Origin of the sequence: Yersinia sp. 22-579 (genome assembly GCF_030433455.1) — a bacterium.
GTDB lineage: Bacteria > Pseudomonadota > Gammaproteobacteria > Enterobacterales > Enterobacteriaceae > Yersinia > Yersinia enterocolitica.
Window position 1 is genome coordinate 31,543 of record NZ_JAUJTZ010000011.1, and the last position, 15,230, is coordinate 46,772.

Sequence of the window (15,230 nt, forward strand, 5' to 3'; positions counted from 1 at the left end):
ATTGTTCGAGAACATGAAAATATTTCCAGGACAGCGGTATCGCAGCCCACGATACCGCTCAGGGAGAAGAATTAAGATTGGCGTTTATATAAACCCGCGACCATAAAACAGCTAAATGAGCTGAATAGCATCTCAATCCCCACCAAGGTGGTGACCATGGTGATTGACATCAACGGCCCGGCACTGACCAGTAAATAGGTAATAACCAGATCCAATATCCCCAGTAAAATATGCAGCCATGCGCCTGGTAATCCCCATGTTCTGTAGCCGGTTATCAGCCGCATGACCCCACCGAAGGCAAACAGCACCGCCAGCACTATCGCCAGACTTATCATTCCCACCGCAGGGTTGGTAATGAATACATAGCCCATTACGATATATGCCACACCCAGTAATATACCGGTGACCATCGGCCAAAGGTTATTAGTGCGGTTGGCTATCATCCCAACTATCATTGCGATCCCGCTGAGCAACAGCAGAATACCGATAATCATACTCAGGGCAGCTCCGGAAGCTAATGGGTTAATCAGACAAAAAATCCCACCGAGCAGCAGTAATATGGCAATGACTCGCATGATAAGACGTTGTTTCTTTAAGGTTCCTTCATCAATACTCAGAAGGTATTTCCGATCTATATTCAGCATAACGACTACTCCTGTATGGTCTGAACTCAGTTATAGATAACTAACATGAGTATAGGTCGAACAATAGATACATAAATAAAATTTATGATATTCAATTGATTACACATGTGGAATCTTTCCTGTACGTCAGATGTAAAAACAGGATTGCAACGGCACTTATTATCGCACCAAGCATACAAACACCTGACCATCCAGCATGGGCAAATACCCAAGTTGTGGCGATAGCTCCGATGGCACTGCCAATCGAGTAGAACAGCATATAACCTGCGACCAAACGGCTTTGGGCGTCAGGTCGTAGTGCAAATATGATGCTCTGATTGGTGACATGCACTGCTTGTACGGCAAAATCCAATATCACTACGCCGATAACTAACCACCACAGTGAGTGGGGCAAAAATGCGATAGGAAGCCAGGAAAACAGCAGCAGCGCCAAGGCAATCTGTGTTGTTTTCGCTCCCAGCCCCCGGTCGGCACGTTGCCCAGCGTGGCTTGCGGCTAATGCCCCCGCAACACCTGCCAGCCCAAATAATCCCACCTGGCTATGAGACAAAGCATAGTCTGGGCTGCTCAGTGGTAACACCATTGCGGTCCATAGCACACTAAAAGCCATAAATATCAACAATGCGAGGGTGGCTCGTATGCGGAATTCACGCTCATTGACAAACAACACACACAGCGAAAGCAGCAACTGTCGATAGGATGACGGAGCTGATTTAGTTGCGGGCGGCATCACGAAATAGAGCGCTATCGCCATCAATAACATCATGGCAGCGGAACAAAAATAGACCGAACGCCAACCGGCAAAATCGGCCATTGCACCAGAGATAAAGCGCGCCAACAGGATCCCCAAAACAATTCCGCTGGTGACTTTACCCACCACTTTTCCTCTTTGTTGCTCGGGGGCCAGGGTTGCGGCAAAGGCGACCACCACTTGCACCACAACGGCCATTAACCCGATAACCAGCATTGCTATCAGTAGCAGTGAAAAAGTGGGGGCAAAGCTTGCCGAGATCAATGCCGCAGCAGACAGCAATAGCTGCCCAATAATTAATTTTCGGCGATCCCAAAGATCACCCAGCGGTACTATGAATATCAGTCCCAGGGCATAACCTGCTTGCGTCAGAGTGACCACCAGACCAATCGTCGATGGGCTAATGTCCAGCTCCCCCGCCATAATGTCCAGTAGGGGCTGAGCAAAATAAACATTGGCAACAGCCATGGCTGATACCATCGCAAAGAGCAGCACCATGATTGAGCTGAGGTGCGGCGTAAAAGCCGTTTTAGGTAATGGCTGGATACGGTTTTTTGCCGATTCTTTTACAGTTGACATAAAATGCCTGATACATAATCTGGTTTCTAATTGAAACCACTTAATTGATTTTTAACAGAGGTGGTTTTAATATGCAACTAGTTTTCCATGCCAGACCGGAGTCAAAGAATGTCTAAAATGAGTGAAGACCAGACCGAAGCAGAAGAGTGTCCCGTTGCCAGAACACTTGAGATCCTGGGGGATCGTTGGTCGTTGATGATTATTCGTGATGCTTTTGATGGGATCCGCCGCTTTGGCGAGTTTCGTAACAATCTTGGATTGGCGAAGAATATCTTGGCGGCGCGTCTGCGCGACTTAGTGGAACACGGAATTTTGAGGGTGGCTCCTGCCTCTGATGGCAGCGCTTACCATGAATATGTGCTGACTGAGAAGGGGCATCAATTATTTCCGATTATTGTCAGCTTACGCCAATGGGGTGAAGAGCATCTATTTTCAGCGGGCGAGAAACATTCTATTTTAGTTGATAATCTGAGTGGGCAACCTATCAGTAAATTGGCGGTATCTTCCCAGCAAGGTCAGGTTCTGGATGCCAGTGATTGTCATCGGGAAAAAGTGATTAAACGTTAAATAATTCACTATAGAAATAGTCTTATTCACAGAATCTGAGTGGTAAAAAAGAAGAAATATATTTTTGAAAGTCTCTGCATAAAATTTCTTAATAAATAGAAACTAGCATGCAAGTAATACAATAATCATCCATCCCTAAAACAAACATATTCGTATTTGCAGTGGCACATTTTTTTTTCAGTGCTAACGTTTATTAGCATGTGAAATCATAATAGTGCTCTGTTGATATATTTTCTGTGCTAAATAATAATTTTAATTTCTATAGTTATTTGATTTCACTGATTTTTAATTGAATGTTTATATCAATTAGGATAGGGGTAGGAAATGACTAGAAAATCTCTGGATAATTATCGCTCAGATTTATTAGACTCTCGCTTTGGCTCTAAAGCGATTCGTAATATTTCAGAAAATAAAGTGTTCCCTAAAGAGGAGATGCGCGAGGATATTGCTTTTCAAATCATCAGTGATGAGCTATTTCTTGATGGTAATGCGCGACAAAACCTCGCGACATTCTGTCAGACGTGGGATGACGATAATGTCCACAAACTGATGGATCTTTCGATAAATAAAAACTGGATTGATAAAGAGGAATATCCGCAATCAGCGGCAATAGATATGCGCTGTGTGAATATGATGGCTGATTTGTGGAATGCCCCTACACCAAAGGGTGCACAAGGGGTAGGGACGAATACCATTGGTTCGTCAGAAGCTTGTATGCTGGGTGGTATGGCGATGAAGTGGCGCTGGCGTAAAAAAATGGCAGCGGCAGGTAAACCCACCAATAAACCTAATTTTGTCTGTGGGCCAGTACAAGTTTGTTGGCATAAATTTGCTCGTTATTGGGATGTGGAAATTCGAGAAATTCCTATGATTCCAGGGCAATTATTTATGGACCCGCAGCGGATGATAGAGGCCTGTGACGAAAATACCATTGGTGTAGTGCCGACTTTTGGTGTGACTTACACCGGCAATTATGAATTACCCAAACCCTTGCATGACGCGCTGGATAAACTGCAAAAAGATACTGGCCTCGATATTGATATGCATATTGATGCGGCGAGTGGCGGCTTTTTAGCTCCCTTTGTTGCGCCGGATATTGAGTGGGACTTCCGCTTGCCACGGGTTAAATCAATCAGCACTTCTGGGCATAAATTCGGACTTGCTCCTTTGGGATGTGGTTGGGTTATTTGGCGTGATGCTGCCGCTTTACCTGAAGAGCTGATATTTAATGTCGATTATCTTGGCGGGCAGGTCGGCACATTTGCTATCAACTTCTCGCGTCCGGCGGGGCAAGTTATTTCCCAATATTATGAATTTATACGCCTAGGGCGTGAAGGTTATACCAAAGTACAAAGCGCCTGCTATCAGGTAGCTGAATTCCTCGCCAAAGAAATAGCCCCGCTTGGGCCTTATGAATTCTATTGCAGCGGCGGCCCATACGAGGGCATTCCAGCGATTTGTTTCCGCATCAAAAAAGGAGCCAAGGCGGGGTATACCCTCTACGACCTCTCCGAGCGTTTAAGATTGCGTGGCTGGCAGGTTCCGGCATTTACCCTTAGTGGCAAAATGTCAGATGTGGTAGTTATGCGCATCATGTGCCGCCGTGGGTTCGAGATGGATTTCGCCGGGCTGCTGTTGGATGATTTTAAATCCTCACTGAAATACCTGAGTGAACATCCATCCCTTGGAGGCGAGGCAAGTCAGAATAGTTTTAGCCATACATAAACCAGATGGTGGTCTTTATTCTGATTATTAACCATCCAAGATGGCCTCATGCCTGCAAATAAGGTGGATAAATTATGTCGAATAATAGCTCCGGGACAGGTAAATCCGCTGTTCCAGTTAAAAAACTGAGTATCGCTACACTGGCGATCATGAATATCGTGGCTGTGGTTAGCCTGAGGGGATTACCTGCTGAAGCCGAATATGGCCTGAGTTCAATTTTCTATTATCTGTTTGCTGCGGTATTTTTCTTAATTCCGGTCTCACTGGTGGCGGCGGAATTAGCCACCGGCTGGCCTGAAAAAGGTGGGGTATTTCGCTGGGTTGGCGAAGCATTTGGCCCGCGTTTAGCTTTTCTTGCCATGTTTATGCTGTGGGTTGAGGTGACCGTCTGGTTCCCCACCGCACTGACATTTGCCGCGGTATCACTGGCCTTTATCGGCCCAGAACAACGATGGGACGAGGCCCTGTCTGCCAATAAATTCTTTGTCTTGGGAATAGTGCTATTTATTTATTGGCTCGCCACCTTTATTGCCTTTAAAGGCGTCGATACATTCGCCAAAGTTTCAAAATGGGGCGGTATTATCGGTACGATTATTCCTGCGGTGATTTTGATTGTGCTGGGTTTCTCTTACTTAATTGGCGGTGGGGCTCCACAAATAGAATTATCCTGGGATCAGGTGGTTCCCGACTTTACCAACTTTGATAATGTGGTGCTGGCCGCCAGTATTTTCTTGTTCTATGCCGGTATGGAGATGAATGCCATCCATGTTAAAGATGTGGATAACCCGAATAGAAACTATCCCATTGCTATTATGTTGTCCGCGGTGGGGACGGTACTTATTTTCGTATTAGGAACTTTAGCAATTGCCTTTATTATTCCACAATCTGAAATTAGCCTGACGCAAAGCCTGCTGGTGGCTTACGATGATATGTTCAAGTGGGCGCATTTGGAATGGCTGGGGCCAGTGGTGGCTTTTGCTTTGGCTATTGGCGTGCTGGCGGGGGTGGTGACCTGGGTTGCTGGCCCATCTTCAGGTTTGTTGGTAGTGGCGAAAGCGGGTTATTTGCCACGCTGGTGGCAACATACCAATAAGAATGGCATGGCGACTCATATTCTGCTGCTACAGGCTCTGCTGGTTTCCTTGTTGGCAATATTGTTTGTGGTATTACCTTCGGTGCAGGCGGCATATCAAATAATGAGTCAAATGACCGTTATCTTATATCTCATCATGTATATGCTGATGTTCAGCTCTGCAATTTATCTGCGTTACAGTCAACCGAATCGTCCACGCCCATATCATATTCCCGGAGGAGCAATCGGCATGTGGATTATTGGTGGCGCGGGGTTTATTGGCTCAATTCTGGCTTTCGTATTCAGCTTTATTCCACCCAGTCAAATTACGGTAGGTAGCCCAACAGAATATGTCGGTATTCTGATCGCTTCCACACTGTTCTTTGTCATTTTGCCATTCTTGATTTATATCGTTCGCAAACCTCACTGGCGTGATGAAAATAGCGATTTCGCCCCATTTACCTGGCAAGCAGAAAATAGTCATCCAGGTATTCCGAGCACTTCGGCGACACATACCAATGACGTCACTGCGGCGGCTGTAAAAGCACCAAAAAGCTAACGTCTTTTCTCTTCATACAGGGCGGCTTCGGCGCCCTGCTCAATAATATTTAGTGTTGGAGTCAGTGTTATGACTATTGACCTAGCTCGCTTGAATCACGTTGTTAAGGATAGTTATTCACAATATTCCACCCTCGCTGGAGGGGAGAATGCCAGCTACATTCCTTATCTGGCCAGTGTTCCCAGTCAGCTTGTTGGGTTGGCCATTGTCACGATTGATGGCGATATTATTTCGCAAGGTGATGCCGATTTTCGTTTTGCCTTGGAATCTATTTCGAAAGTGTGCTCTCTTGCCTTAGCGCTAGAAGATATTGGCCCGCAAGCTGTGCAAGACAAGATAGGCGCAGATCCTACCGGTTTACCTTTTAACTCGGTCATTGCGTTGGAGCTGCACAATGGTAAGCCCTTGTCGCCATTGGTAAATGCGGGAGCAATGTCGACAGTAAGTACGATTAAGGCCAGTAATAGAGAGGATCGCTGGGCACGAATTCTGGACATGCAACAGCAACTGGTTGGTGCGCCGATTGCACTTTCGGATGAAGTTAACCATTCAGAACAAACCACCAATTTTCACAATCGCGCCATTGCATGGCTGCTTTATTCGGCTCAGGCCATGTATTGCGACCCGATGGAAGCTTGTGACGTCTACACTCGTCAGTGTTCAACATTGCTCAATACTATTGAACTGGCCACGATGGGGGCAACCTTTGCGGCGGCGGGAGTTAACCCTGTGACTAAAAAGCAGGTGCTGACGGCCAGCAATACGCCATTTATTTTGGCTGAAATGACCATGGAAGGGATGTATGGCAGCTCTGGAGATTGGGCATATACCGTGGGTTTACCGGGTAAGAGTGGTGTCGGTGGTGGGATCCTGGCGGTAGTGCCGGGTGTTATGGGGATTGCGGCATTTTCACCGCCCCTTGACCCGGTAGGCAATAGTGTACGCGGTCAAAAAATGGTGGCATCAGTGGCGCAACAGTTGGGATATAACCTATATAAAGGTTCGCTTTAATCTCGGTTAGCGGCCCTGCGGTGCAGCAGGGCCAAATTAATTATCCAATTAGCTTAAATCAATATCTTTATGGCCGAAAAACCACGTCAGAATAAAACCCGCAGCATATGAGATGAGAAGGCCAACCACGTAAACCATCATTCCGGCGAAAATCCCCTGGGCTGATGTCATTAGTGGAATAGACACCAATCCCGATGGGCCAAACACCGTATTCAAGCCAACCGGCAGCCCCAACCAGGCAACCAGACCGATAAAGAAGCCGCCGACAGCACCACCTAAACAGGCCGTAATAAAAGGTTTCAGGCGCGGTAATGTCACACCATAAATAAGTGGCTCACCAATCCCTAATAACCCAGGGAAAATGGCCCCTTTAATCTGTGTACGCAGGACAGAACCTTTTGGCGAACGGGCATATAGTGCCAGTGCTGCACCCACTTGGCCCGCTCCTGCCATAGCCAGAATAGGGAATAATGAGTTGAAACCTTGCGCGTCCATTAAGGCAAAATAGACCGGAACAAAACCTTGGTGAATACCGAACACTACGGCAATCAGGAATAAGCCAGCCAGAATCGCGGTGCCGAACGGGTTACCATTTAAATGCATAAACAGCCATGACATGCCTTTAAATAGCTCGCCACCGACTGGCATGATGGCAACGAAAGTGATTGCACCTGTAATCAATAACGTGATCGCCGATGTCAGGATCATATCCAAATTATCGGGAATAAAACGACGTACTTGTCGCTCAATCCAGGCACCTAACATACAGGCCAACAGAACACCGATGATGTTACCGCGTGGGTCAATCGCCAGCCCAAAGAAGCTTTCCATCCCACCGTAGTAGCCAACAGTGCCTTCCGGCACATAGCGTAAAATAAACAACGAAGCGATAATTGCGCCGTTGACTCCCGTCCCGCCAAAGGCTTTCTGTGTATTAAAACCAATTAAAATGCTGAGGAAGGTGAATAAACCGATGCTGAATACTTTCATGTAAGCAATCAGTGCCGCTAACCACGGGGATTGAATCACTCCATCCAATGCCAGTGTTTGCTGGAGCAATGTTGCGATCCCCAACAGTAATCCTGCGGCAATGAATCCGGGAATCAGTGGGGTAAATATAGTGGCGAATTTGGTCAGAAAATTGTGAATAGCACTTTGCTGTTTCGCTTTCATTTGCTGTTTTGTCTGGCTGGCCAGTGCATGCAAATCTGCATCCTGAGTGCTTTCATGTTGCGGCTGCGGTTCAGAACTCAGCACCTTATTCATCATCTCACTGGCAGTTTGAGCTTTGCCCGGCCCGAGAATGATTTGTAACTGATCATCGCCGTTAACGATCCCCATCACTCCGGGTATCTTTTTTAAGCTTTCATGTTGTATTAGTTGACGATCTTTTAAGGTCAGGCGCAGCCTCGTCATGCAGTTTCCACAGACGATGATATTCTTACTCCCGCCAATCAAGAGTAAGATCTGGTCTATCGTAGTACTGGTTATTTTCGCCATGTTTATACTTTAATCTCCTTGAGCGCTTTACGGATGAATCCTTTATTTTTTATAAGGATATCGGTAGCTTCCTCTACAGACATACCACTCAGAATCATCATAATGGCTGTTTTGCAGTGACGGTTACATTCATCAAGTGCAGCTTGTGCCTCCTTGGGGGAGCACTCCGTCGCTTGAACAACAATATCTACCTGACGTTGCACCAGCTTGGCGTTTGTCGCTTCAACATCTACCATCAGATTGCTGTACACTTTTCCACTGCGAATCATTGCGCCGGTTGTCAGCATATTCAGAATTAACTTCTGGGCAGTCCCTGCTTTCATCCGTGATGACCCCGTGACAACCTCAGGGCCGACCAGCGCCTCAATAGCGATATCTGCCGCTTTACTCATTTCGCTATTCTGATTACAAGAAATCGCCACTACACTAGCCCCAACACTACGGGCATAGGCCATCGCCCCCAGCACATAAGGTGTGCGGCCACTGGCTGCAATTCCGACCAGCACATCTCGTACATTGAAATGTAGGTCACGCAGGTCTTGCTCACCCATTTCTCGGCTATCTTCTGCATTCTCAACCGCTTGCAAAATAGCTGTGTTGCCGCCAGCGATAAGGCCGACAACCATTTCTCGTGGCGTTCCATATGTTGGTGGGCACTCACTAGCATCCAGAATCCCCAGTCGCCCGGAAGTACCGGCCCCACAGTAAATTAATCTACCGCCGTGTGCGAAAGCCTCGGCGATAAGCGAAACGGCTTGGGCAATCTCGGGCAGTTTTTCCTCAATCACAAAGGGCACTTTTTTATCTTCATGATTGATAACCTTGAGTATCTCCAGTGCTGAAAGAGTATCAATTTGAGAACTGGCGGGGTTCCGGCTTTCCGTAACCATTGAGCTTAGATTAATCATCATGGGGACTTCCTTTTATTTAAATTATCGGCGATGTTAAGTAATTAATTATTTATTAAACGTGATATATATCACGGTAAAATCTATTCTAATCATTGGGGTTATGAGGAATAAATACAGATAAAATAGAACAAATAAATAAATTATCTTCATTACATTTATGCAGTTACACCTTAGTCATAAAAGGTATTTGGCTGGAATAATCTATTGTCTTTAACGGGAAACCTTTGATGTCGATTTTGAATGAAATAACCTGGTTACTACCTGAACTGGCTGAAAACCAGAAAAAAATAGCGAAATGCATTCTTGATAATCCTGAGTCTATTCTCAGTATATCTTCCTCTCAGTTTGCAGAGGATGCAGGCGTCAGCCAATCGGCGATTGTAAAATTTAGTCAGAAGATTGGTATGAAAGGCTTTCCAGCACTAAAAATTGCCATCAGTGAAGAATTAAGCAGAAATAACTTATTTAAATCCTATCCACATAAAGCGCTACACAATTCTATTTCATCCGAAGACTCATTGATGGTGATGGCGCAAAAGCTTGCGCATGAGAAGACGGCGTCAATTATGGAAACAACGAGGAAAATTAATTTTTCTGTTTTCCAGCAAGTGATCTCGCTCATTAATACTGCCCAGCGCGTACAAATAGTGGGTATTTGGGGATCAGGACTTACTGCAAAAGACCTGAGCTATAAATTACAAAAAATTGGCATAATGACCCTGGTTGAAGCGGACCTCCATGTGCAGATTGCGGCAGCACTCACCCTCACACCCAAAGATGTACAAATTGTTCTTTCCTTCACTGGCAGAAGAAAAGACATGAGAATTGCAGCAACAGTCGCTAAAGCGCAAGGGGCAACTGTCATCGCGATTACTGGCAGTAAAGTCTCGCCGTTGGCTAAGATCGCAGATTATGTCCTTGAAAGTATTTCGGATGAAAATGAGTGGCGAAGTTCTTCAATTTCTTCCCGAACGGCCCAAAATACCCTAACCGATCTGATATTCCTGGCATTGATGCAGCAACGGAAAGAAATAGCTAAGCCCTTGATCCTGAATGCCAGTATGACAATAAACAATCTGGATGACTGATGTGCTGGCATATCGATTCATAAACTTTAAGGCAATGAAGGTAATATATTTTAATTATCTCATTGCCCTATGCTACTTTCAGTGTTTTATTTTCATCAGAAATTACCTACAAACTCTAGTGGTTATTAGATGATTATATTTAGATTAATTTAATAATAAGTATTCCTGATGGTAATAAGTTATTCCTAGCTTTGCCACCTTGTATAGTGGGTTTGCGGATATGAAGTCACAAAAAATAAGTGTTATTATTCCTTATTCGAGTAAAAAGGCGAATCAATCAACTGTGATAATTATCACTTTATTGTGTGAGCTAAAAAGTAAAATCGCCCGACTAACATAACTAATGGAGGAGTTAATGAAAAAATTAATACCTGCGATTCTCTTATTTAGCACCTGTACTTATGCGGATGTTATTCCAGATGCACAACTTAAAGATATGTGGTTGTCACCAAAGATATCTGCTGAAAAAGTCATCTCAAAAATGAGTTTTGAAGAAAAATTGGGGCAAATATTAATGGTTGATATTCGATCCTGGAGTCATACGGATAACAGAGACCAAACAGCATTCATTGAGATTAATGAGGCTGTCAGTAAGATGATTCGCGATTATCATTTAGGTTCTATTATTCTTTTCCGTGAAAACCTGATTGATACTCCACAAACAGTTACGTTAATTAATAATCTTCAAAATGCGCGCAGCAATCTCCCTCTGTTTATTAGCACTGATCAGGAAGGAGGGTATGTCACTCGTCTACGAGTGGGTACTGAAATGCCAGGAAATATGGCATTAGGGGCAACCGGATCATCCAAGTTTGCTCAACAGGCCGGAAGTATCCACGGTTATGAATTATCTAGCTTGGGTTTTAACTTTAATTTTGGCCCTGTCGTTGATGTCAATAATAACCAGAATAACCCTGTCATTGGCGTGCGTTCTTATTCCAATGATCCGGTGTTGGTGGCGGAGTTAGCCCGTAGTTATATTAGTGGCATTCACAAATACAATGTACTCACTTCACTCAAACATTTTCCCGGTCATGGAAATGTCACCTCGGATACACATTTTGCCTTGCCGACAGTCAATATTGACAAAGCTGCATGGCAGCAAGTCGAACTGAAACCCTTTGTTGAAGTCATGCCAGTAACTGATGCAATTATGACTGCCCATGTGGTTGTGCCAGCTCTGGATAATTCAATGTTAACAAATACTAAGGGCGAAAAAGTGGGCACTCCAGCCACATTATCAAAGCCCATCCTGACTGATATCTTACGTAATCAGCTCAAGTTTGATGGCTTGATCCTGACAGATGCTATGGATATGGGCGCGATTACCAGTAACTTTGAGCGTAATTGGTCTATCAAGCAGGCCATTATGGCAGGCAATGATATTGTCTTAATGCCAATGGAAATTAAGAACCGCGCCAGTATTGAACAACTCGATGCACTTTATGATTATTTAAAAACTGAAGCCACAAAAGATCCTGTGCTTAAACAACGTATTGAGGATTCAGCACAGCGAGTCATTTACACCAAACTGAATAAACGTATCTCTCCTGAACCGCATGATGTTGCTATCGCGGAAAAAGTTGTCGCATCAAAAAATCATAAAGATATTGAAAATTTCATTTCTGAACAGGCTATCACGTTAATCAAAAATGATAATATTTTACCTTATCAAGTTAAGCCACAAAATAAGATAATTGTATTCTCTGATGAGAAACCACGCAATGAACTCATTACTAAGCATCTTAATGATATTGCTAATAAATTTAACGTTGACTTTGCCGTTAAAAATAAAGTAATAAAACTGGATAAAAGCGATGCAAATCCTGAAGATATCGCCAAACAGATTAAAGGCCAGGATCTTATTATTCTTGCTACCTATAATCTTAAACTTGAACCAGTTAATGTGCAGCGGATCATCGATGAAGCCAATAAGGCTAATATCCCTTTAGTCGTTATATCAAGTCGTAACCCTTATGATATTGCTTATCTATCCGGCGTAAAGGCGAATATTGCTATTTATGGTATTACCGGGTTCGATGTGACTAATAATGTACGAAACACTTTAGAAACTAATATCCGCAGTGGGCTAAGAACACTATTTCAGGGGCCAAAAGGGAAATTAGATGTATTGGCAGAGTCACATGGGAAATTACCGGTGGATATTAGAACTCCTGATAATAGCCAGATACTCTATCCACGTGGTTATGGATTAACGACGTTATAAAATTATGGAAGGTGAAAATGAATATCTTAAAAGGAATTGTGGTTTTCAGCACACTAACAATGTGTACGCCCGTATTAGCAGATGAATTTGAAACTGACTATGACCAAGAGATTTACAAATTAAATAAGAGAATTCAGCAAATAGAAAAAGAAAAAAAAGAAGTACAGGATAAGTTAAGGCAAAAAGCCTGGAACTTCGAAACTTATATAGGTGCAGAACAAGAGATAGACAGTGATGAAAGCTGGAAGTTTATTAAAGGTAGTATGGCAACCTCACCTTATGTTGGTGCTTATATTTATCAGCATGACTCACTGTGGCTATATGACGTTCAGTTTTTAAAGACATATCTGGATAATAATCCAGAGTATGATCGTACACGTTGGCAGGCTGGGGTCACCAGAACTTTTCCTTTCACCTATGATGGTAAGAGTGGTAATACGAAATTACGCTTGGGTTATCGTAATGATAACTGGCATTATCCTTCGATTAGTAATCCAGCATTGGCTGACCCTGAGTACAAGGGGGATGTCCGTAAAGGTGAAGAGCGGCATGAAATCTGGATCCGTCCACAGGCGTATTATCAATATTCTGAAAATCTAAGTTTTAACGCCAGTTTCTCATTTCGCCTGATTGATCGTAAGTTGGATTATGCTCGTGCTAAAGGGAGTTATGGCGTATACAAACGAGATTGGAGCCAAATAAATGAGCATTTCGCGGGTGCTAATATCACCTTTAATCAGAAAAATTCACTCTGGTTAAACTATTTGTACATTGATGAGCAATTGGTCAATACGCTTTATAACAAAGAGCATTTCTTATGGGGAATTTACCGCCATAAATTTGATAATGGTCTTCTGTTTATGCCTTATACGCGTCTGGCTCTGGTTAAAGGTTCGCAGAGTTTTCGTGACTAGAATAATAATGAAATTGTACATAAAGAAAAAAATCGTAGCCGCTATGGTTTGCAGGTGCTCTATCCGTTAACGAAGCAGACTTCAATTTTTGCTGATACCTATTACCGCCCAGAGCAAACCTGGACTAACAGCCACAAAACCAGCAATAATTTTTGGTTTTGGGCTGTGGAGTTGAGACATAATTTCTGATACTTAATAAGAGATATCAGAACATCAATTTATTAATAGTGAGAGACTAGGGATGGGGTATTTCCTGCGAATATTATTATGTCTGTATGGACTATTTATTATAGCTACTGGCCATGCCAGCGCTACCCAAGAAATTATTTTAGGCGTTGATCAGGAAAATATTTATGGGCCATTACTTAAAAATAAGCGTATTGGCTTAATGGTCAACCAAAGCTCGATTAACAAGGAAGGACGTCATACCATCGACAAATTGTTATCCGAGCAGAATAAATTCCATTTTACAGTGACAAAATTATTCTCTGTTGAGCACGGTATCCGTGGGAATGCAGATGCCGGATTAGGGGATGATAATCACATCGATAAACAGAGCGGTCTTCCTATTATTTCTTTATATGGAAGAGATAAATATGGGCGAATGAGGGCACATCCCACCGAAGCACAGTTATCTGATGTTGATATCGTTATTTATGATTTACAGGATGTTGGTGTTCGTTATTTTACCTACACTATTTCCATGCATCATATGTTAGAAAGTCTGCAAAAGTATCATAAACAATTTATGGTATTTGATCGGCCGAACCCACTTGGAAACCATGTTTATGGGCCAATTCTTGAAGAGGAGAACATTTCTGGTATTGGTATGCATCCTGTCCCTATGGTGCACGGGCTGACGTCTGGGGAGTTTGCTCGTATGATAATAAATGAAGGTTGGTTAACACATCTCAATGATTCAAATTGGCAGGCATTTGGTATCAAAGCTTACCAGTTTCCCCCAGAAGATTTGACTGTTATCGCCATGGGCAATTACACACATAATTCGCCTTATTCATTGCCAGTAAGACCTTCGCCAAATTTACGCAGTGATTTGGCTATTCAGCTTTACCCTTCTTTGGGATTATTTGAAGCAACCAGTGTTAATATGGGCCGAGGTTCAGACTATCCCTTTGAGCAGTTGGGTTTCCCATCCAGGAAGTTTTATATTAACACCTGCTATCACGTAGATATTAATCAGCAGAAAACAGGTTGGCCGCAAGCGGGCAAAGAAGTGTGTGGCGAAAAATTTACTGCCGTCAATATAGCCGATATTAAGCCGACGATACGTTATTTTGTTGAATGGTGGTTTAAATTTAAAGATGCGGGTTATTCTATGGTTCTTTCCCCACAGAGGGAGGCCAATTATCTGGAACATCAGGAAGAGTATTTTCTAATACGGCCTACTTGGTTGGCTAAATTAACAGGTACGCGCAATCTAGTTAAATTAATGGAAGAAGCAGATAAGAAGAAATTAACTGTCGATGAGACCGTGAATTATCTGGAGTCTAACTGGCAGCCCGATCTTGATAATTATCTGAAGTTACGCGAGAAATATAAAATTTATCCTTAAATCTTATTTTCTTCTTTGACGTTTGGGGTGTTGGTGAGAACTACGCCCCTTTTTTGCGATTACTGTCTTGGGTAGCGTAATCACGCATTTAAACCAAATAAAAAGGGGT

At 43.5% G+C, this 15,230-nt stretch carries 11 protein-coding genes and 1 pseudogene; 8 read left to right on the forward strand and 4 right to left on the reverse strand.

The genetic code is table 11. The features are described from left to right. Positions 1 to 71: 71 nt before the first annotated feature. Together QSV56_RS14225 and QSV56_RS14230 are read right to left on the reverse strand one after the other, a co-directional pair. On the reverse strand, positions 72 to 644 hold the full coding sequence (locus tag QSV56_RS14225) for an HdeD family acid-resistance protein (RefSeq protein ID WP_005174166.1): 573 nt from the start codon (positions 642 to 644) through the stop codon (positions 72 to 74). 91 nt (positions 645 to 735) lie between these two features. Then, positions 736 to 1,974 (reverse strand): MFS transporter, encoded by a 1,239-nt coding sequence (locus tag QSV56_RS14230; RefSeq protein ID WP_050875505.1) that lies wholly within the window; start codon positions 1,972 to 1,974, stop codon positions 736 to 738. 108 nt (positions 1,975 to 2,082) lie between these two features. Here QSV56_RS14230 and QSV56_RS14235 point away from each other — a divergent pair, with 108 nt between their 5' ends. From QSV56_RS14235 to glsA, 4 genes are all read left to right on the forward strand, one after another. Continuing rightward, positions 2,083 to 2,541 carry a helix-turn-helix domain-containing protein gene (locus QSV56_RS14235; RefSeq protein WP_046694502.1) on the forward strand — a complete coding sequence of 153 codons (459 nt, stop codon included), beginning with the start codon at positions 2,083 to 2,085 and terminating at the stop codon, positions 2,539 to 2,541. 324 nt (positions 2,542 to 2,865) lie between these two features. Next, on the forward strand, positions 2,866 to 4,266 hold the full coding sequence (locus tag QSV56_RS14240) for a glutamate decarboxylase (RefSeq protein ID WP_046694503.1): 1,401 nt from the start codon (positions 2,866 to 2,868) through the stop codon (positions 4,264 to 4,266). A gap of 74 nt (positions 4,267 to 4,340) precedes the next feature. After that, positions 4,341 to 5,897, forward strand: coding sequence for a putative glutamine/gamma-aminobutyrate antiporter GadC (gadC, locus tag QSV56_RS14245; protein WP_301212862.1), 1,557 nt, complete (start codon positions 4,341 to 4,343; stop codon positions 5,895 to 5,897). A gap of 69 nt (positions 5,898 to 5,966) precedes the next feature. Beyond that, on the forward strand, positions 5,967 to 6,908 hold the full coding sequence (gene glsA, locus QSV56_RS14250; protein ID WP_301212865.1) for a glutaminase A: 942 nt from the start codon (positions 5,967 to 5,969) through the stop codon (positions 6,906 to 6,908). Between the two features lie 48 nt (positions 6,909 to 6,956). Here glsA and murP read toward each other — a convergent pair whose 3' ends face one another. After that, on the reverse strand, positions 6,957 to 8,408 hold the full coding sequence (gene murP, locus QSV56_RS14255; protein ID WP_046050205.1) for a PTS N-acetylmuramic acid transporter subunit IIBC: 1,452 nt from the start codon (positions 8,406 to 8,408) through the stop codon (positions 6,957 to 6,959). Between the two features lie 2 nt (positions 8,409 to 8,410). Continuing rightward, on the reverse strand, positions 8,411 to 9,319 hold the full coding sequence (gene murQ / locus QSV56_RS14260) for an N-acetylmuramic acid 6-phosphate etherase (RefSeq protein ID WP_046694505.1): 909 nt from the start codon (positions 9,317 to 9,319) through the stop codon (positions 8,411 to 8,413). Between the two features lie 227 nt (positions 9,320 to 9,546). Between murQ and QSV56_RS14265 the strand changes: the two genes are divergently transcribed. The 4 genes and pseudogenes from QSV56_RS14265 to QSV56_RS14280 all read left to right on the forward strand — a co-directional run bounded on the left by QSV56_RS14265 (position 9,547) and on the right by QSV56_RS14280 (position 15,121). After that, positions 9,547 to 10,407: an SIS domain-containing protein gene (locus QSV56_RS14265; protein WP_046694506.1), complete on the forward strand. Its 861-nt coding sequence runs from the start codon at positions 9,547 to 9,549 to the stop codon at positions 10,405 to 10,407. Positions 10,408 to 10,762: 355 nt separating this feature from the next. Continuing rightward, a complete protein-coding gene (locus tag QSV56_RS14270) occupies positions 10,763 to 12,634 on the forward strand; it encodes a glycoside hydrolase family 3 protein (RefSeq protein ID WP_050157900.1) in 1,872 nt (623 codons plus the stop codon). A 17-nt stretch (positions 12,635 to 12,651) separates the two neighbouring features. Then, positions 12,652 to 13,737 (forward strand): annotated as a pseudogene (locus QSV56_RS14275) (hypothetical protein). Between the two features lie 52 nt (positions 13,738 to 13,789). Beyond that, positions 13,790 to 15,121 (forward strand): exo-beta-N-acetylmuramidase NamZ domain-containing protein, encoded by a 1,332-nt coding sequence (locus QSV56_RS14280; RefSeq protein ID WP_050162302.1) that lies wholly within the window; start codon positions 13,790 to 13,792, stop codon positions 15,119 to 15,121. Positions 15,122 to 15,230: the final 109 nt, after the last annotated feature.